The 17,638-nt window shown below is 71.3% G+C and carries 12 protein-coding genes and 1 pseudogene; 7 read left to right on the top strand and 6 right to left on the bottom strand.

Going from position 1 to position 17,638, the window contains the following annotated elements:
- Window positions 1-88 precede the first annotated feature (88 nt).
- Entirely contained in the window at window positions 89-955 is an 867-nt protein-coding gene (locus ADK55_RS05430) for a S1 family peptidase (protein ID WP_053676295.1), read from the top strand.
- Between the two features lie 213 nt (window positions 956-1,168).
- Here ADK55_RS05430 and ADK55_RS05425 read toward each other — a convergent pair whose 3' ends face one another.
- Window positions 1,169-1,405, bottom strand: coding sequence for a DUF7455 domain-containing protein (locus tag ADK55_RS05425; protein ID WP_030239625.1), 237 nt, complete (start codon window positions 1,403-1,405; stop codon window positions 1,169-1,171).
- A 445-nt stretch (window positions 1,406-1,850) separates the two neighbouring features.
- Here ADK55_RS05425 and ADK55_RS05420 point away from each other — a divergent pair, with 445 nt between their 5' ends.
- The 3 genes from ADK55_RS05420 (at window position 1,851) to ADK55_RS05410 (ending at window position 6,210) form a co-directional block, all read left to right on the top strand.
- The gene (locus tag ADK55_RS05420; protein ID WP_053676294.1) at window positions 1,851-3,971 is read left to right on the top strand and encodes a DNA gyrase/topoisomerase IV subunit B; all 2,121 of its coding nucleotides are present in this window, start codon (window positions 1,851-1,853) and stop codon (window positions 3,969-3,971) included.
- A gap of 158 nt (window positions 3,972-4,129) precedes the next feature.
- The gene (locus ADK55_RS05415; protein WP_053676293.1) at window positions 4,130-4,621 is read left to right on the top strand and encodes a DUF485 domain-containing protein; all 492 of its coding nucleotides are present in this window, start codon (window positions 4,130-4,132) and stop codon (window positions 4,619-4,621) included.
- Window positions 4,618-6,210 carry a cation acetate symporter gene (locus ADK55_RS05410; protein WP_053676292.1) on the top strand — a complete coding sequence of 531 codons (1,593 nt, stop codon included), beginning with the start codon at window positions 4,618-4,620 and terminating at the stop codon, window positions 6,208-6,210. The genes ADK55_RS05415 and ADK55_RS05410 overlap by 4 nt, the downstream gene beginning before the upstream one ends.
- Before the next feature lie 31 nt (window positions 6,211-6,241).
- Here ADK55_RS05410 and ADK55_RS05405 read toward each other — a convergent pair whose 3' ends face one another.
- Together ADK55_RS05405 and ADK55_RS05400 are read right to left on the bottom strand one after the other, a co-directional pair.
- Window positions 6,242-6,949 carry a DUF7342 family protein gene (locus ADK55_RS05405; protein ID WP_078998505.1) on the bottom strand — a complete coding sequence of 236 codons (708 nt, stop codon included), beginning with the start codon at window positions 6,947-6,949 and terminating at the stop codon, window positions 6,242-6,244.
- Window positions 6,946-8,547 (bottom strand): sensor histidine kinase, encoded by a 1,602-nt coding sequence (locus tag ADK55_RS05400; protein WP_234349905.1) that lies wholly within the window; start codon window positions 8,545-8,547, stop codon window positions 6,946-6,948. The genes ADK55_RS05405 and ADK55_RS05400 overlap by 4 nt, the downstream gene beginning before the upstream one ends.
- A 143-nt stretch (window positions 8,548-8,690) precedes the next feature.
- On the opposite strand from ADK55_RS05400, the pseudogene ADK55_RS40875 reads away from it, so the two are divergent.
- Window positions 8,691-8,768, top strand: a pseudogene (locus ADK55_RS40875) (hypothetical protein); the annotation flags it as partial.
- 130 nt (window positions 8,769-8,898) lie between these two features.
- On the opposite strand, the gene ADK55_RS05395 reads toward ADK55_RS40875, so the two are convergent.
- On the bottom strand, window positions 8,899-10,158 hold the full coding sequence (locus ADK55_RS05395; RefSeq protein ID WP_053676290.1) for a citrate synthase: 1,260 nt from the start codon (window positions 10,156-10,158) through the stop codon (window positions 8,899-8,901).
- A gap of 70 nt (window positions 10,159-10,228) precedes the next feature.
- Between ADK55_RS05395 and ADK55_RS05390 the strand changes: the two genes are divergently transcribed.
- Together ADK55_RS05390 and ADK55_RS05385 are read left to right on the top strand one after the other, a co-directional pair.
- Window positions 10,229-11,380, top strand: coding sequence for a citrate synthase/methylcitrate synthase (locus tag ADK55_RS05390; protein ID WP_053676289.1), 1,152 nt, complete (start codon window positions 10,229-10,231; stop codon window positions 11,378-11,380).
- Between the two features lie 35 nt (window positions 11,381-11,415).
- Complete coding sequence (locus ADK55_RS05385; RefSeq protein ID WP_053676288.1) at window positions 11,416-12,618, top strand: GTP-binding protein; 1,203 nt, start codon at window positions 11,416-11,418, stop codon at window positions 12,616-12,618.
- Here the strand turns inward: ADK55_RS05385 and ADK55_RS05380 are convergent.
- The gene (locus ADK55_RS05380; RefSeq protein WP_199826448.1) at window positions 12,615-14,819 is read right to left on the bottom strand and encodes a restriction endonuclease; all 2,205 of its coding nucleotides are present in this window, start codon (window positions 14,817-14,819) and stop codon (window positions 12,615-12,617) included. The two genes, ADK55_RS05385 and ADK55_RS05380, sit on opposite strands and share 4 nt — an antisense overlap.
- 167 nt (window positions 14,820-14,986) lie before the next feature.
- Complete coding sequence (locus ADK55_RS05375) at window positions 14,987-17,443, bottom strand: DNA gyrase/topoisomerase IV subunit A (protein ID WP_053676286.1); 2,457 nt, start codon at window positions 17,441-17,443, stop codon at window positions 14,987-14,989.
- Between the last annotated feature and the right edge of the window lie 195 nt (window positions 17,444-17,638).

The following is a 17,638-nucleotide window of genomic DNA, read 5'->3' as shown; positions in this document are numbered from 1 at the left end:
GCGTACGCCCGGTGGCCGCGCGGGTGCGCACGGCCACCGGGCATCCCACTCTGGGTGGAGTCATGAACACTCGGAGTCAGGAGGCCTCATGCGTCGTCCCTTTGCCCGTGCCCTGGCGGGCGCGCTGACCCTGGTGGCGGGAGCGGCCGCCGCGCCGCTGGCCCGGATGCCGCAGGCGGCCGCGGACAGCGTGGTGATCGGCGGGCAGCCGGTGAAGGTGGCGGACAGCCCCTGGGTCGTGGCCCTGGCCAGCCGTGACCGGTTCGGGGGTACCCGTGGCGGCCAGTTCTGCGGGGGCGTGATCGTCGCCCCGACGACCGTGGTGACGGCGGCCCACTGCCTGGGTCGCCAGGTGCTGGGCGGCCCGGTCGAGTCCGTGCCGGACCTCCGAGTGATCGCGGGCCGTACGGAGCTCCGTGCGACGGACGGTCGGGAGATCGCGGTGCGGGCGGCGCGGGTGAACCCGGCGTACGACTCCGCGAGCAACGCCGGCGACCTCGCCGTCCTCGAACTCGCGGAGGCGGTGCCGGCGAATCAGGTGCTCCCCATGGCGGACAAGGGCCACCCGGCCTACGAGGCCGGCACCGAGGCGTCCGTGTACGGCTGGGGGGACACCAGCGGCTTCGGCGACTACGCGTACGGCCTGCGGGCCGCACGCGTGGAGATCCTCGCGGACCGGGTCTGCGAGGACGCGTACCCGGGGGACGTGGACGGTCAGTACCGAGCCGCCTCCATGGTGTGCGCGGGGGACAAGGACGGCGGCAAGGACGCCTGTCAGGGGGACAGCGGCGGGCCGCTCGTGGCCCGGGGGCGGCTCATCGGGGTCGTGTCCTGGGGGCGGGGTTGCGGCAGGGCCGACAGCCCGGGCGTGTACACCCGGATCTCCCCGCTGGTCGGCTTCGTGAGCGGCTCCGAGAGGGGCGCGCGGCCGGTCGGGGAGCGGGAGGTCCCGTAGGGAGCCCCCAGGGGCTCCTCGGGCCCCGTGTGGCCCGACAAGGGGGTAGGGGGGCCGGTCGTCGGATCCGGGACGGCCGGAGGGTGGAACTTGGACGCGGGGCGGACATGCGGGGCGGACATGAGGACGGGCGGCACCCCTGGGTCACAGAGGTGTCGTCCGTCGACCGGCCTGGCCGGTCCTTGCTCGTCGGATGCGAGGTCTAGGCCTGTGTCAGCGGTCCTCGGTGTCGGCGGCATTCGCAGCCGGAGCGGACGTGAGCCGCTCGGTCTCATCCTGTATTTCCGCGGCGATCTTCTTGAGTTCCGGCTCGAACTTACGCCCGTGGTGGGCGCAGAAGAGCAGTTCACCGCCGCTCAGCAGGACGACGCGCAGATATGCCTGGGCGCCGCAACGGTCGCATCGGTCAGCGGCCGTCAGCGGGGTCGCGGGTGTCAGAACAGTAGTCACGTCGCCTCTTCTCTAGCTCGACGAGCTGTCGTACCAGGGTCAACATCCAACCAGGCCGAAAACGTTCCCGTTCGCGGCTTTCTTTCGAAACTTCCTTCCGAAGCTGGCCGGCTGCTGCCGGTTGGCGGCGAAGGAGCCGTATTGCGTTGCTTTACGGTTTCGCGTTGTCAGTCGTTCGCTTGTAGCAGTTCAGTCCCCCCGGCGTGAGTGCCGGTTGTTCATGAGGACGTGCCCGAACACTAAATGGTTCATGCCTGGAAGGGAACGTGATGTTTGCTTCACCCCCACGGGGGATCGAACACCCGTGCGGGCCTGCACTACGCTGTGGAAGCCACGAGGGTGGCGTTGCATCGGCTCTACCAGGCCTCGGTACCCTCTGACCGGCAACCGATGAACCCCTGAGCCCGACCGGGCCAGAAAAGAAATTCAGCGAGGAGCGAACTGCGTGACCGCCGACACGTCCGTGCCTTCCAGCGCGCTGCTGTCCGGAGCAGACCGGGACGGTTCCAACTACACCGCGCGGCACCTGCTCGTCCTCGAGGGCCTCGAGGCCGTCCGCAAGCGCCCCGGGATGTATATCGGGTCCACCGACAGCCGTGGCCTGATGCACTGCCTCTGGGAGATCATCGACAATTCCGTCGATGAGGCCCTGGGTGGCTACTGCGACCACATCGAGGTGATCCTCCACGAGGACTCCTCCGTCGAGGTCCGGGACAACGGCCGCGGCATCCCCGTGGACGTGGAGCCCAAGACCGGCCTGTCCGGCATCGAGGTCGTCATGACCAAGCTGCACGCCGGCGGCAAGTTCGGAGGCGGCTCGTACGCGGCCTCCGGCGGCCTGCACGGCGTCGGCGCCTCCGTGGTCAACGCCCTCTCCGCCCGCCTCGACGTCGAGGTCGACCGCAACAGCTCCACGCACGGCATCAGCTTCCGTCGCGGCGTCCCCGGGATGTTCACGGAGCAGGGGCCCGACAGCCCCTTCGACCCCGCCAACGGGCTGCGCAAGGTCAAGCGGATCGCCAAGGGCAAGACCGGCACCCGGGTCCGCTACTGGGCCGACCGGCAGATCTTCCTCAAGGACGCCAAGCTCAACCTGGAGACGCTCTACCAGCGCGCCCGCCAGACCGCCTTCCTGGTACCCGGCCTGACCCTCGTGGTCCGCGACGAGCGCGGCATCGACGGCGCCGGGAAGACCGAGGAGACCTTCCGCTTCGACGGGGGCATCAGCGAGTTCTGCGAGTACCTGGCCCAGGACAAGGCCGTCTGCGACGTGCTGCGCCTGAGCGGGACGGGCACCTTCAAGGAGACCGTGCCGGTCCTGGACGACCGCGGCCACATGACCCCCACCGAGGTCACCCGCGAGCTGGGCGTGGACATCGCCCTGCGCTGGGGCACCGGGTACGAGACCAACGTCAAGTCGTTCGTGAACATCATCGCCACCCCCAAGGGCGGCACCCACGTGTCCGGCTTCGAGCGCTCGATCGCCAAGACCGTCAACGAGGTGCTGCGCTCGGCGAAGCTGCTGCGCGTGGCCGAGGACGACGTGGTCAAGGACGACGCGATGGAGGGCATGACGGCCGTCGTCACCGTCCGCCTCGCCGAGCCGCAGTTCGAGGGCCAGACCAAGGAGGTGCTGGGCACCTCCGCGGCCACCCGGATCGTCGCCGCCGTGGTCGCGAAGGAGCTCAAGGCGTTCCTGACCTCGACGAAGCGGGACGACAAGCAGCAGGCGCGTTCCGTGATGGAGAAGATCGTCGCGGCCGCCCGGACCAGGATCGCCGCACGTCAGCACAAGGAGGCGCAGCGTCGCAAGACGGCCCTGGAGTCCTCCTCGCTGCCGGCGAAGCTGGCCGACTGCCGCAGCGACGACGTGGACCGCAGCGAGCTGTTCATCGTCGAGGGGGACTCGGCGCTCGGCACGGCCAAGCTCGCCCGGAACTCCGAGTTCCAGGCGCTGCTGCCGATCCGCGGCAAGATCCTCAACGTCCAGAAGTCCTCGGTCTCGGACATGCTCAAGAACGCCGAGTGCGGCGCGATCATCCAGGTCATAGGAGCCGGCTCGGGCCGGACCTTCGATCTCGACGCCGCCCGCTACGGCAAGATCGTCCTGCTCGTCGACGCCGATGTCGACGGCGCGCACATCCGCTGCCTGCTGCTCACGCTCTTCCAGCGGTACATGCGCCCGATGGTCGAGGCGGGCCGGGTCTTCGCGGCCGTGCCGCCGCTGCACCGGATCGAGCTCGTCCAGCCGAAGAAGGGCCAGGACAAGTACGTCTACACGTACTCGGACAACGAGCTGCGTCAGACGCTGCTGGAGTACCAGCGCAAGAACATCCGCTACAAGGACGCCATCCAGCGCTACAAGGGTCTCGGCGAGATGGACGCCGATCAGCTCGCGGAGACCACCATGGACCCCCGGTTCCGCACGCTGCGCCGGATCAACATCGGGGACCTCGACTCGGCCGAGTCGGTCTTCGATCTGCTCATGGGCAACGAGGTGGCCCCGCGCAAGGAGTTCATCACCAGCTCCGCCGCGACCCTGGACCGCTCGCGCATCGACGCCTGACCCGGCCGGCGTCCACTCGCTGAACGCCCTTACACACCAATGCTCTTCACTTCATCACCTGATGGAGTGAAGAGCACCGGTACATCAGTCCGGAAAACATCGATTCCACCCATCCTTGTCACCACGCGGCCAATGCGGCGGCGGACAAGGAGAGTTCGGTGGAGAAGCACGAAGGTCGTGATGCCGGAACGATCCGGCTCGACGACCCCTGGTACGACGCGTTGGCGGTCGGCTGGGGGGAGGGCGAGGTAGCGGAAACGGTCCCTCCGCGCCCGGTCGCCGGCGACCGGCCCGCAACCGGGGCCTCGGACATCTACCTGGAAGTGCAGCGAAGCGCCGCCTTCCAGGAGGTACGCAGCCGCTACCGGAGGTTCGTCGTACCCGCGACCGCCGGCTTCTTCCTCTGGTACGTCGCCTACGTGGTCGCGGCGACCGCGGCGCCGGGCATCATGGCCCGGCCGGTGGTGGGATCGATCAACGTGGCCCTGCTGGCGGGACTGGGCCAGTTCCTGAGCACGTTCCTCCTCACCTGGGCGTACGCGCGGCACGCGCGGCTGCGCCGCGACCGGGCCGCGCTCGACCTGCGCTGGACCGTCTTCGAGCAGGAGCGGGACCAGGAGCGCATCCGGACCTGGGAGGCGGGCCGGTGACCACCGAACACCAGACCCTCGCGCTGATCCTGTTCAGCGTCTTCATCGCGGTCACGCTGGGCATCACCACCTGGGTCAGTCGCAACCGGCACGGGTCGGCCGAAGAGTTCTACGCGGGTGGGCGATTGTTCTCCCCGATGGAGAACGGATTCGCCATCGCGGGCGACTACATGTCCGCGGCCTCCTTCCTCGGCATCTCCGGACTGATCGCCCTCTTCGGCTACGACGGTCTGCTGTACTCGGTCGGCTTCCTCGTGGCCTGGCTGGTCGTACTCTTCCTCGTCGCCGAACTGGTCCGCAACTGCGGCCGGTTCACTCTCGCCGACGTGGTCGCCGCCCGGATGAGCGAGCGGCCCGTCCGGATCGCGGCCGGGGCTTCCTCGGTGGTGGTGTCCGTGCTCTACCTCGTGGCGCAAATGGTCGGCGCGGGCAGCCTGGTGGGCCTGCTGCTGGGCAACTCGAGCGCCGGCGCACGGACGTTGACCGTGGTCGGCGTCGGCGCGTTGATGGTGGTCTACGTGTCCTTCGGGGGGATGCGGGCCACCACCTGGATCCAGATCGTGAAGGCCGTACTGCTCATGGCCGGCGCCGTGACGCTGACCGTCCTGGTGCTGCTGCGCTTCCACGGGAACTTCGACCAGTTGCTGGCCACCGCCGCCGAACGCAGCGGCCACGGGGCCAAGTTCCTGAACCCCGGCCTCAAGTACGGAGGAGACTGGGCCGCCCGTTTCGACTTCATGAGCCTCGGCCTCGCCCTGGTCCTGGGCACGGCCGGGCTGCCGCACATCCTGTCGCGCTTCTACACGGTGCCGACGGCGCGTGCGGCCCGGCGGTCGGTGGTCTGGGCGATCGGCCTGATCGGCGGCTTCTACCTGATGACCATCGTGCTCGGCTTCGGGGCGGCCGCCCTGCTCGGTCCCGAGCAGGTGCGGGCGTCCAACGCCTCGGGGAACACGGCGGTTCCGCTGCTGGCGGCATTCCTGGGAGGCGGCGCCGAGAGCACCGGGGGCGCGGTCCTGTTCGCCTTCGTGGCGGCCATCGCCTTCGCGACGATCCTCGCGGTGGTCGCCGGGATCACCCTGGCGTCCTCGGCTTCCGTGGCGCACGACCTGTACGCCTCGCTCAAGCGGCGGCACGCCAAGCAGCGCAGCGAGGTCGCGGTGGCGCGGGTCGCCGCGGTCGGGATCGGCGCGGCGGCGATCGGCCTCGGACTGATCGCGCAGAACCTGAACGTGGCCTTCCTGGTGGGCTTGGCCTTCGCGGTGGCCGCCTCGGCGAACCTGCCGGTGCTGCTGTACTCGCTGTTCTGGCGGGAGTTCACCACCCGCGGGGCCGTCTGGTCCGTTTACGGGGGACTGGTGCCGGCGGTACTGCTGGTGGTGCTGTCGCCCGTGGTGTCCGGCAGTCCGGAGTCGCTCTTCCCTGGCGTGGACTTCCAGTACTTCCCGCTCCAGAACCCGGGGATCATCTCGATTCCGCTGGGCTTCCTGGCGGGATGGCTCGGCACGGTCACCTCGACGGAGGAGCCGGACATCCGCAAGCACGCGGAGACGGAGGTCCGTTCGTTGACGGGCGCCGGGGCGGTGTGACCCACCCGGTCGATCGTGGCGGTCGCCCGGTTCAGTGCGCGGCGCCGGGATCGGAGTGGCGCCAGGCGTAACGGTGTTCCGGGCGGCCCGTCTCTCCGTAGCGCAGGGCGAGGGTGACGCGCCCCGTGCGGTCCAGGAGCTTGAGGTAGCGCTGGGCCGTCTGACGGCTGATGCCGGCGCGATCGGCGATCTGCTGGGTGGAGAGCGGCCCCTCGGCCGTGCGCAGCACCTGGCGGACCAGGTCGGCGGTCGGCGGCGAGTGGCCCTTGGGCAGGTCGTTCGGGGTGCCGGCCGAGGCCAGGGCGCCGAAGATGCGGTCCACTTCGGCCTGTTCCGCCTCCCCTCCGGTCTCCAGGGTGCGCCGCAGGGCGCCGTACGCCTCCAGGCGGGCCCGCAGCCCGGCGAAGGCGAACGGCTTCACCATGTACTGGAGGGCGCCGAGTCGCATGGCGGCCTGCACGGTGGCGAGGTCGCGGGCGGCCGTCACCATGATGACGTCGGTGTGGTGGCCCCGTTGGCGCAGCCGCCGGACCAGGTCCAGGCCGTTCTCGTCGGGGAGGTAGTGGTCCAGGAGGATCAGGTCCACGTCATGGGTGTCCAGGAACGCCAACGCCTCCGCTGCCGAGTGCGCTTGGGCGATCACCCGGAATCCGGGAACCTTCGCCACGTACGCCGCGTTGATCCGGGCAACACGCATGTCGTCGTCGACGACCAATACGTGAACCGGGGACTCGTTCATCGCAGGGCCTCCGGGAGCACGACGGAGAATTCCGCCCCTCCGTCCGCGCTCTCGCCGGCCCGGACGGTACCGCCCTGCCGCTCCGCGAGGCGACGAACGAGTGCGAGGCCCAGTCCGCGTTCGCGGTGGGCCGTGGGCTGTTTCGTCGACCAGCCCTCGGTGAAGATCTCCTCGCGGCGCTCGGCGGGTACGCCGGGGCCACTGTCCCGGACCATGAGGATCGCCGTACGTCCCTCGGCGCGCAGCTCGACCTCGACCAGCGGGGCGGTCGAGCCGGCCGCCGCGTCGAGGGCGTTGTCCACCAGGTTGCCCGTGATGGTGACGAGGCCGCCGGGGTCCACCACCCGGTCGGGCAGCAGCGTGGAGGGGGCCAGGCGGAGCGGGACGCCACGCTCCGCGGCCACGGTCGTCTTGCCGACCAGGAGGGCCGCCAGCAGGGGGTCCCGGACCTTCTCGGTGACCTGCTCGGCGGTGCTGCGGTGCACCCCGACGACCTCGGTCACGAACTCCACGGCCTCCTCGTACAGGTCGAGCTCCAGGAGACCGAGCAGGGTGTGGAGCCGGTTCGCGTGTTCGTGGTCCTGGGCGCGCAGGGCGTCGATCAGTCCGCGCGTGGAGTCCAGCTCGCGTCCGAGGTGTTCCAGTTCGGTGCGGTCCCGCAGCGTGGCGACGGCTCCGCCGTCGTCGGTGGGCATCCGGTTGGCGACCAGGACGCGGGGCCCCTGGACGGTGAGGAGGTCCCGTCCGTCGATCCGGCCCGCGAGGACGTCGGTGGTACGGCCCGCGCCGAGTACCTCGTCCAGCGCGCGTCCGGCGACGGTGCCCGATGCGGCGGGGTCGAGGCCCAGCAGTCGGGCGGCCTCGTCGTTGACCAGCCGGATCCGTCCGTGTCGGTCGAGTGCGATCACGCCTTCGCGGATGGAGTGCAGCATCGCCTCGCGCTCCGAGAGGAGGCCGGCGATGTCGGAGAAGGCCAGGTCGCGGGTCTGTCGCTGGATGCGGCGGGAGAGCAGGTAGGCGGCGAGGGCGCCTGCGGCCAGGGCGCCGCCCGCGTAGGCGAGCAGGCCGGGGATGGCTCCCAGCAGTCGCTCGCGGACGCTGTCGTAGGCGATGCCGACGGAGACCGCGCCGACGATCTCCCCGTCGGCGGCCAGGAGCGGGACCTTGCCGCGGGCGGAGCGGCCCAGGGTGCCGTCGTCGATCTCCATGACCTCGCGGCCCGCCAAGGCGTTGCCGGGGTCGGTGGAGACGGGCAGGCCGATGCGGCTCGGGTCGGGGTGGGAGCGCCGGATGCCCCGGAGGTCGACGACGACCACGTACTCGGCGCCGGTGGCACTGCGGATCCGCTCGGCGGCGGACTGCACGGGGCCGTCGCCATCCGGGCCCGAGTCGAGGAGGTCGGCGGCCAGCGAGGGGTCGGCGGCGGCGCTCTGGGCGATGGCCAGGGCGCGCCGCATGGCCTGGTCGTCCAGTTGCGCTCCGAGCGGCGCCAGGAAGAGGCCGGTGGCCAGGACCGCCACGCCGGCCGCGATGGCGAGCTGGGTCAGCAGGATCTGGGAGACGGCCCTTCTGGGCAGCCCGAGGCGCCGAGCGCTCATGTGGGGGAACCGCATGACCAGCAACCGTAGGTCGGCTTCGGCGTAAGCGGAATTCCCCCTTGCGTCATTTGTGCCCGGCTTGCGCGAGCGATGAAGGCACAAGAGTGCGGTCAGAGCAGTAGACGACTCGGCAAGGCTCGGCAACTCACGTCTACGACGAGGCGAACGTCCGGCCGGGCGAGACCGTCCCGGCCGGCAGCGGGATCCGACTCCAGCAGGACGCGGCCGACACCTGCCCACACGAGCCTGCCCCGAGGCGGGGCCCCGATCGTCCCGCCGAGCGGAGCGGCGAGTTCGAGGCCTACGCGCGCTCCTGCGCGGTCCGGTTCCCGTCCCGGTGCTCCCCGCCCGTCACGGCATCGGCCGCGGCGGGCGGGGGCCCTCGTAGTGCCCGCTCGGCCGCATCCTCAGCGGCCGTTCCTGGTACTCCTCCAGCGCGTGCGCGATCCACCCCGCCGTCCGGGCCACCGCGAACACCGTCTCCCCGGCCTCGGCGGGCATCGCGCAGGACACGGTCAGCACCGCCAGGGCCAGGTCCACGTTGGCGTGCAGCCCGCCGCCGTGCCGGGCCATCACCGAGGCCACGTCGCGGGCCGCGCCCAGCGCCGGGCCGGCCTGGTCCAGGGCCTCCAGCCGGGCGAACAGGGCCGTGGCACGAGGATCCTCGCCGCGGTACAGCCGATGCCCCAGGCCCGGCACCCGGCGCCCCGCTCGCAGATACTCCGACACGACCGGAGCCGCCCCGCCCCGCTCCAGGACCTCGACCAGCATCCGGTGGGCGAGCCGGCCGGCGGCGCCGTGCAGCGGGCCTTCGAGCGCGCCGAGTCCGGCCGAGACCGCCGCGTACGGATGGGCCCGCGCCGACGCGGCCACCCTTACCGCCAGGGTCGAGGCCGCCAGATCGTGGTCGACCAGCAGACCGAGGGCCAGGTCCAGCACGGACAGCGCGTCCGGGTCGGGGTCCAGCGCCGTCAGCCGCGACCACAGCAGGCGGGCCAGCCGGGTGTCGCCGGCCCACCGGGCGGCGCCCTGCTCGGGCAGGGCGCCGACCAGCGTCGGGATCAGACAGCGCGCGGAGCCCAGTACGGCCTCCTCGGACAGGTCGAACCGCAGGGGATCCGCCACCGCGGCGGCGGCGACGGCCACCCGAAGCCGGTCCAGTGGTCCGCCGTGCTCGGGCAGGGCGGCCACCGCACGCCGGGCGGCGGCCAGCGGCTCCGGGGGAGCGACGAACCGTGCGCCGTGCTTCAGCGACCCCGTCCACAGCCACTCCGCCACCTCCTCGTAGCGGTACCGCGAGGCCAACTCGACGGCGTCCACGCCCCGGAAGTAGTAGCGGTCGGGCTCGATGAGCGTGAGCGAGGTGCGAACGGACAGCTCGCCGGCATGGCTCCCGGTGGGGCCCGCCGCCTCGCGCCGGCTCCGCCGGGCCAGCGCCTCCACCTCGGCCGCGTCGAAGCTGCTGCCGCGCCCGACCGGGTCGCGGCGACTGCCGAGCTGGCCGCGGCTGACGTACGCGTACACGGTCGCGGGCTTCACTCCGAGCAGTCGCGCCGCTTCCCGGGTGTTGATCCGGCGCGGGCCGGCCGCCTCGTCGGTCTCGGCATTCATGACGCACACCCTACATAGATTGATTCAATCAATATTGACAAGGATTCAATCCATCATCGATGGTCAATCCATGAACACCACCGTCGAAGTACCCCGCGGTCTCGCGGGAGTCGTGGTCACCGAAACCGCACTCGGTGACGTCCGAGGCCGAGAAGGCTTCTACCACTACCGCCAGTACTCGGCCGTCGAACTCGCGGAGGGCCGCACCTTCGAGGACGTGTGGCACCTGATGTTCCGCGGCGCGCTGCCCGTCGACCTCGCCGAGCGCGACGCCTTCGCCGCCGAGATCGCCCCCCTGCGCCGACTCCCCGTCGAGGTGCGCGACGCCCTGCCCGCCCTCGCCCGCGCCACCGCCCTGTCCGGGCCGCTCGCCGGTCTCCGTACCGCGCTCTCGCTGTTGGGCGCGTCCGCCGGCTTCCGCCCGGTCTACGATCTCGACCCCGCCCGCCGGGCCGCCGACGCCCTCGCCGCCTGCGCCGCGGTGCCCACCCTGCTCACCGCCCTGCACCGGCTGGGACAGGGGCTGGAGCCGGTGGAACCGCGCGACGACCTCCCGTACGCGGCCAACTACCTCCACATGCTGACCGGGCGCGAACCCGACCCGGTCCAGGTCCGAGCGGTGGAGCAGTACCTGATCTCCACCATCGACCACGGGTTCAACGCCTCGACCTTCACCGCCCGCGTGATCGCCTCCACCGGTGCCGATGTCGCGGCCTGCCTGACCGGGGCGATCGGGGCCCTGTCCGGGCCGCTGCACGGAGGCGCTCCGAGCCGCGCCCTGGACACCCTCGACGCCATCGGCACGGCCGACCGGATCCAGCCGTGGATCCGCGAACGGGTGCTCGCCGGCGAACGGATCATGGGCTTCGGGCACCCGGTCTACCGCACCGAGGACCCGCGCTCGCGGATGCTGCGGGGCATCGCCCGCCGGTTCGGCGGCCCGCTGGTCGACTTCGCCGTCGAGGTCGAACAGCAGGTGGAGGCGATCCTGGCCGAGCTCAAGCCGGGTCGGGAGCTGCACACCAACGTGGAGTTCTACGCGGGCGTGGTCATGGAACTGTGCGGGCTGCCGCGCGAGATGTTCACCCCCACCTTCTGCGCCGCCCGCGTGGTCGGCTGGAGCGCCAACATCCTCGAACAGGCCGCCGACTCGAAGATCATCCGCCCGGCCGCCCGCTACACCGGGCCGACCCCGCCCCAACCGGTCCCGACGCTCGGCTGAGCCGTCACGGTGCCACGCCGGCTACCATCGACCGGGTGAACAGCAGGCAGTCCCACCCCACCATCCCCGTCGTGGTCCTCGCCGGATTCCTCGGATCCGGCAAGACGACCCTGCTCAACCACCTCCTCGCCAACCGGGGCGGCACCCGGATCGGGGTGGTGGTCAACGACTTCGGCTCGATCGAGATCGACGCCATGTCGGTGGCCGGGCAGCTCGGCGACTCCATGGTCTCGCTCGGCGGCGGCTGCCTGTGCTGCGCCGTCGACGGCAGCGAGTTGGACGCGTACCTGGAGAAGCTCTCCGCCCCCGTGCACCGGATCGACGTCATCGTCATCGAGGCGAGTGGGCTGGCCGAGCCCCAGGAACTGATCCGCATGTTGATGGCGAGCGAGAACCCGGCCATCCGCTACGGCGGGATGGTGGAGGTCGTCGACGCGGCGGAGTTCGACGCCACTCGGGCCCGGCACCCGGAAACCGACCGCCACCTCGGCGTCGCCGACCTGGTGGTGCTCAACAAGACCGACCGGGTGGATCCGGCCGAGCGCGCCCGCATCGAAGCCGAACTGGCCGGCCTCTGCGCACCCGGTACCCCCGTGATCGGCGCGGACCACGGTCGGATCGACCCGGAGCTGCTGTTCGACGCGCGCCCCTGGGCGCGGACGCGCGGCCAGCTCTCCTTCGAGGACCTGCTGGCGGAGGCGGCAGACGGTGAACGGGAACACGGCGACCACACGGGGCATGCGCACGCCGCCTACGAGAGCGTCGAGTTCGTCTCCGAGCAGGCCCTGAGCCCGCGCCGGTTCATCGACTTCCTCGACCGTCGTCCGGCCGGGCTCTACCGGATCAAGGGCTTCGTCCACTTCGGCGTCCCCGGCCACGACGAGCGCTACGAGGTCCACGCGGTCGGCCGTTTCCTCCGCTTCGCCCCCGGCCCCTGGGGGAGGGGCGAACCACGGGTGACCCGACTCGTCCTGATCGGCTCGGGCACGGACGGCCCCGCACTGCTCCGCGAACTGGAGGCCTGCCGCGAACCGCGACCGCACCTCGCGGGCCCGGAGAGCATGTGGGGCGTCCTGCGCTACGTGGCCCGGCCCCCGCAAGAGGAGCGGTCGGACCCCGCTGCCGACCCGGACCCCGCTGCCGATCCAGAGCCCTACCCGGACCCCGCCCCGAACCCCGCTGCCGACCCGGAGCCCGACCCGGAGCCCGACACCGTGCCCGGGGTCCGGGCCGGCTAGGCGACCTCGATGCCGTACTCGCGCAGGAGGTCCTCCAGACCGCCCCGGTAGCCCTTGCCGCCGATCACGAACTTCCAGTCGCCGTTCGGCCGGCGCCGGAACGATCCGAGCACCAGGGCGGTCTCGCCCGCCCGGCCGTCGGAGACCTCCAACTCGTCGATCTCCCGGCCGTCCGGAGTGAGGAGGCGGATCCGGGCGTCGGTGAAGCCCGCCAGGTCGGCGTCGGGGTTGACCTCCGGGTCGATGGCGGCGGCGAGTACCAGGCGGTCGGCCTGGCGCGGCAGCCCGTCGAAGTCGACCTCGACCGCGGCCTTGTCGGGGGCGGCCCGCTCGCGGGAGCGGACCGAGCCGTCCGGCGTCCGGGGGTTGTTGAAGAACACGAAGTGGTCCTCGCTCAGCACCCGGTTGCCCTCGCAGACGAGCGCGCACACGTCCAGCGCGACACCGCCCGACCAGTCCATGCCGAGGATGTTGTGATCGCCCGCCGAGGCCGTGCTCGTACGCTGCGCGGGCACCGGGGCGGACGCCGGAGCGGGCATCGCGACGGCGACCGTGACCGCCTCCGATGCCGAGGCCGAGGAAACCGAAGTCGAAGCCGAAGTTGAACCCGGGGCGGACGCCGACGCCCGCCCCGCCCCGCCGGTCGCCGCTCCGCCGAGGCGCCCCCGGAGCCCGTACCGGTGCAGCAGGTCCACCAGCTCCACCCCGGGAACCAACTCCAGCGGCTTGCCGTTGGCAAAGGTGTACGACCCGGGTCCGAAGGACGAGGTGGTGACCAGCACCCCCTTGTTCGCCCCCGCGTCCTGAACCGTGCCGTACAGGTCCCGCACCGCCGTCGGCGGGACGGTGTTCCGGTAGCGCTTGACCTGCACCACGATCCGACCGCCCCGGATCGGGGCCGGGTCCAGTGCCTCCACGTCGACCCCGCCGTCACCGGACCGCTGCGTGGTCACCGCCTCCATGCCCATCGCCCGGAACAGTTCGGCGACCAGGTTCTCGAAAGCGATGGGGTCCATCGTGAAGAGGTCCGGCTCCTCCGCGCCGCCTCCCGCGTGTCCGCCATGGCTGACGACCGCGCCGACCTCGCCCGGCCTGCGGCCCGCCCGTACGCCGGCCGGTTGGTCGGGCCGGGTCGACAGCTGCCCCCGCAGCCCGTCGACGAGGCAGTCCACCGCGCTGACCTGCTCCAGGCGCAGCCCGGTGAAGTCGGAGCGCGCCGCGAGCACGGTGGCCAGGACGATCTGCGCCTCCCGGCCGGTCACCGGATCGTGGTCGTCCACGAAACCGTTGACCACCACCGAGTCCAGCGCGCCGAACTCGTCCGCCGCGTACAGCTCGCGCAGCACCAGCAACACACACTGCGCCAGCAGGTCCCGGTACACGGCCCGGCGCTGAGTGGCCGGCCTGGCGGTCTCCTTGTCCTGGTCGGTGCTCGGCACGTAGCGCACCGACTTGGCCTCGGGGATCACCCCGTACCGAGGCAGTTCCCAGTCCAGCACCAACTGCCGGGCCGCCGGGTCGTACGCGGCGGACACCTGCCTCGGCAGGTCCTCGGGCCACGCCGTGGAGGAGTACAGCGCCGCCGAGAAGTACTCCACGGCGGCCTCGGCGTCCCCGGCCCGCAGGGCGTCGGCGAGCTCGGCGAGGCCGCTGTTGTGCGCCCGGACGTCGGCGAGCTGCCCGGCCGCCCACTCGTCGTACTGGCGTCGGTAGGCGGCCAGTTGCTGCTGTCGCTGCTGCTCCGCCGCGTGGGCCGCCTGCCAGGCCCGGGTGTACTGCTCGTGCGCCTCGCGCTCCGCCTGCGCCCGTCGGCTTGAGCCGATTCCCCAACCGCCGCCCTGTTGCTGGAACTGCTGGAGGTGTGGCATCGGCACGGGGTGGGCGAGCGTGCCCGGGTTGAAGGGCTCCAGCCGCTCGGAACGGACCAGGGCGGCCATGCGGAAAGCCGGTGCCCGGCAGCCGGCCGCCAACAATCCCTGGAGGGCGGCCACTTCCGCTTCGAGGCGCTCGGTCCTGCGCCTGGCCTCGGTCTCGCGGTGCTGTTTGTACGCGGCCTGTTGTTCCCGCTGCCCGCGGGCCACGTCCCGTTCGTGGGCGCGCTGTCTGCGCTCGGCCTCGCGCTGCTGGATCAGTTGAGTCCGCTGCTGTTGGCGCTGGGCCTCGGCCCAGACCCCGATCAACCCGCTCGACCGACGACTCATCAGATCCGCTCTCCCGCCCCCACCGATATGTATCAAGAAAACACTAATGGGCGTGCGGGGTGCGCGGCCCGAAGACCCCGCACCCCGCACGCCCCGGCCCCTGACACGTCAGTCGCCGCACGCCGCGAGGCGTCGCCCCACAGGGCATCCCCGCACAGCGCGTCCCGCTACAGCGCGCCGCCCGCCAGTGCCCCGACGGGAGCGGGCAACGCCGTCCCCGACCCGTCACGGCGCGGGTCGACGGCCGGCAGCGCCGCAGGCGCCCCGTTCTTGGAGGACGCCCGGACCGGGGCGCCCCCGGCCCACGCGAGCACCAACACGTCCTCGCCCTTCAGGAACCGTTGGCAGCGCACGCCGCCGGTGGCGCGTCCCTTGCGCGGGTACTGGTCGAAGGGGGTCAGCTTCGCCGACAGCAGCGAGTCGTCCAGGGTGCCGTGCGAGCCCGCGACCGTGAACACCATGGCGTCCCGGCCCGGGTCCACGGCCGAGAAGTGGATCACCTTGGCGTTGTCGGCGAGCTTGATGCCCGCCATGCCGCCCGCGGGGCGGCCCTGCGGACGCACCTGGGCCGCCGGGTAGCGCAGCAGTTGGGCGTCGTCGGTGATGAAGACCAGGTCCTCCTCGCCCGTGCGCAACTCGACCGCTCCGACGATCCGGTCGCCCTCCTTGAGGGTGATGACCTCCAGCTCGTCCTTGTTCGCCGGATAGTCCGGCACGACCCGCTTGACCACGCCCTGCTCGGTGCCCAGGGCCAGGCCCTGGGAGGACTCGTCCAGCGAGAGCAGGCAGACCACCGTCTCGTCCGCCTCCAGCCCGGTCAGGAACTCCGAGACGGGCGCGCCTCCGGCCAGGTTCGGAGCGGAGTGGGTGTCGGGCAACTGGGGCAGGTCGATCACCGACAGCCTCAGCAGGCGACCGTACGAGGTGACGACACCGACGTCGGCGCGGGCGGTCGCGGCCACCTGCGAGATGATCAGGTCGTGCTTCGCACGGGCCCCGTCCTCCTCCTCGGGCAGCGGCTCGGCGTTCGCCGTACGGGCCACCAGACCCGTGGACGAGAGCAGGACCCGGCACGGGTCGTCCGCGACCTCCAGCGGAACCGCCGTGATGGCCGTGCCCGCCGACTCCAGCAGGACCGTCCGGCGCTCGGTGCCGAACTTCTTCGCCACCGCCGCCAGTTCCGAGGAGACGAGCTTGCGGAGCTCGTTGTCGGAGTCCAGGATCCCGGTCAGCTCGTCGATCTCGCCGGCCAGCCGGTCACGCTCGGACTCCAGCTCGATCCGGTCGAAGCGGGTGAGCCGGCGCAGCGGGGTGTCCAGGATGTACTGGGTCTGGATCTCGCTGAGGGAGAAGCGCTCGATCAGGCGTTCCTTCGCCTGCGCCGAGTTGTCGCTGTCCCGGATGAGGCGGATGACCTCGTCGATGTCGAGGAGCGCCACGAGGAGGCCCTCGACCAGGTGCAGTCGATCGCGCCGCTTGCCCCGCCGGAACTCGCTGCGCCGCCGGACGACCTCGAAGCGGTGGTCGAGGTAGACCTCCAGCAGCTCCTTGAGGCCCAGGGTGAGCGGCTGGCCGTCGACCAGTGCGACGTTGTTGATGCCGAAGGACTCCTCCATCGGCGTCAGCTTGTAGAGCTGCTCCAGGACGGCCTCCGGGTGGAAGCCGTTCTTGATCTCGATGACCAGGCGCAGGCCGTGCGAGCGGTCGGTGAGGTCCTTGACGTCCGCGATGCCCTGGAGCTTCTTGGAACCGACCAGGTCCTTGATCTTCGCGATGACCTTCTCGGGTCCGACCGTGAAGGGCAGTTCGGTGACGACCAGGCCCTTGCGGCGCGGGGTCACGTCCTCCACGGCCACGGTCGCACGGATCTTGAAGGTGCCTCGACCGTTCTCGTAGGCGTCCTTGATGCCGGCGAGCCCCACGATGCGCCCGCCGGTCGGCAGGTCGGGACCCGGTACGAAGCGCATCAGCGCCTCCAGGTCCGCCTCCGGGTACCGGATCAGGTGACGTGCGGCCGCGATGACCTCGCCGAGGTTGTGCGGGGCCATGTTGGTGGCCATGCCGACGGCGATCCCGGAGGCGCCGTTGACCAGCAGGTTCGGGTACGCGGCCGGCAGGACGACCGGCTCGCGCTCCTGGCCGTCGTAGTTCGCGGCGAAGTCGACGGTGTTCTCGTCGATGCCGTCCGTCATCAGCGACGCGGCGTCGGCCATCTTCGACTCGGTGTAACGCATCGCGGCCGGCGGGTCGTCGTTGCCGAGCGAACCGAAGTTGCCGTGGCCGTCGACCAGCGGCAGCCGCATCGAGAAGGGTTGGGCCATGCGCACCAGGGCGTCGTAGATCGACGCGTCACCGTGGGGGTGGAGCTTGCCCATCACCTCGCCGACGACGCGCGCGCACTTCACGTAGCCGCGGTCGGGGCGCAGGCCCATCTCGTTCATCTGGTAGACGATGCGCCGGTGCACCGGCTTCATGCCGTCACGGGCGTCGGGCAGGGCGCGGGAGTAGATCACCGAGTACGCGTACTCGAGGAAGGAGCCCTGCATTTCGTCGACGACGTCGATGTCGAGGATCTTCTCCTCGAAATCCTCCGGCGGCGGGGTCTTCGTGCTGCGGCGGGCCATCGCTGCGCGGCTCCTTAACCATGAAAGGGGGGTGTACTCGGGGTCTGACGGGGACTGACGGGCTGTGACCGCAAGGCTGGGTCGGCCTTCCGGACAGTGGTGACGCGGACCATTGTGGCCCGAGGCACCGACAACGCCGACTCCGACCCAGGAGTGAACCCGGGAACTTCTCCGGTGGTCGACGCGCTTGCATAC

This window comes from Streptomyces sp. WM4235 (assembly GCF_001279725.1).
Lineage (GTDB): Bacteria > Actinomycetota > Actinomycetes > Streptomycetales > Streptomycetaceae > Streptomyces.
The sequence above is the reverse complement of the archived record's forward strand: the minus strand, read 5'-3'. Positions and strand labels throughout refer to the sequence as shown.

What these genes read in the sequence shown, in the direction of transcription:
- ADK55_RS05430 (WP_053676295.1), top strand. Translation starts at nt 89, where the DNA reads ATGCGTCGTCCCTTTGCCCGTGCCCTGGCGGGCGCGCTGACCCTGGTG.
- ADK55_RS05395 (WP_053676290.1), bottom strand. Translation starts at nt 10,158, where the DNA reads ATGAATGCCGAGACCGACGAGGCGGCCGGCCCGCGCCGGATCAACACC.
- ADK55_RS05375 (WP_053676286.1), bottom strand. Translation starts at nt 17,443, where the DNA reads ATGGCCCGCCGCAGCACGAAGACCCCGCCGCCGGAGGATTTCGAGGAG.
- ADK55_RS05380 (WP_199826448.1), bottom strand. Translation starts at nt 14,819, where the DNA reads ATGAGTCGTCGGTCGAGCGGGTTGATCGGGGTCTGGGCCGAGGCCCAG.
- ADK55_RS05405 (WP_078998505.1), bottom strand. Translation starts at nt 6,949, where the DNA reads ATGAACGAGTCCCCGGTTCACGTATTGGTCGTCGACGACGACATGCGT.
- ADK55_RS05400 (WP_234349905.1), bottom strand. Translation starts at nt 8,547, where the DNA reads ATGAGCGCTCGGCGCCTCGGGCTGCCCAGAAGGGCCGTCTCCCAGATC.
- ADK55_RS05390 (WP_053676289.1), top strand. Translation starts at nt 10,229, where the DNA reads ATGAACACCACCGTCGAAGTACCCCGCGGTCTCGCGGGAGTCGTGGTC.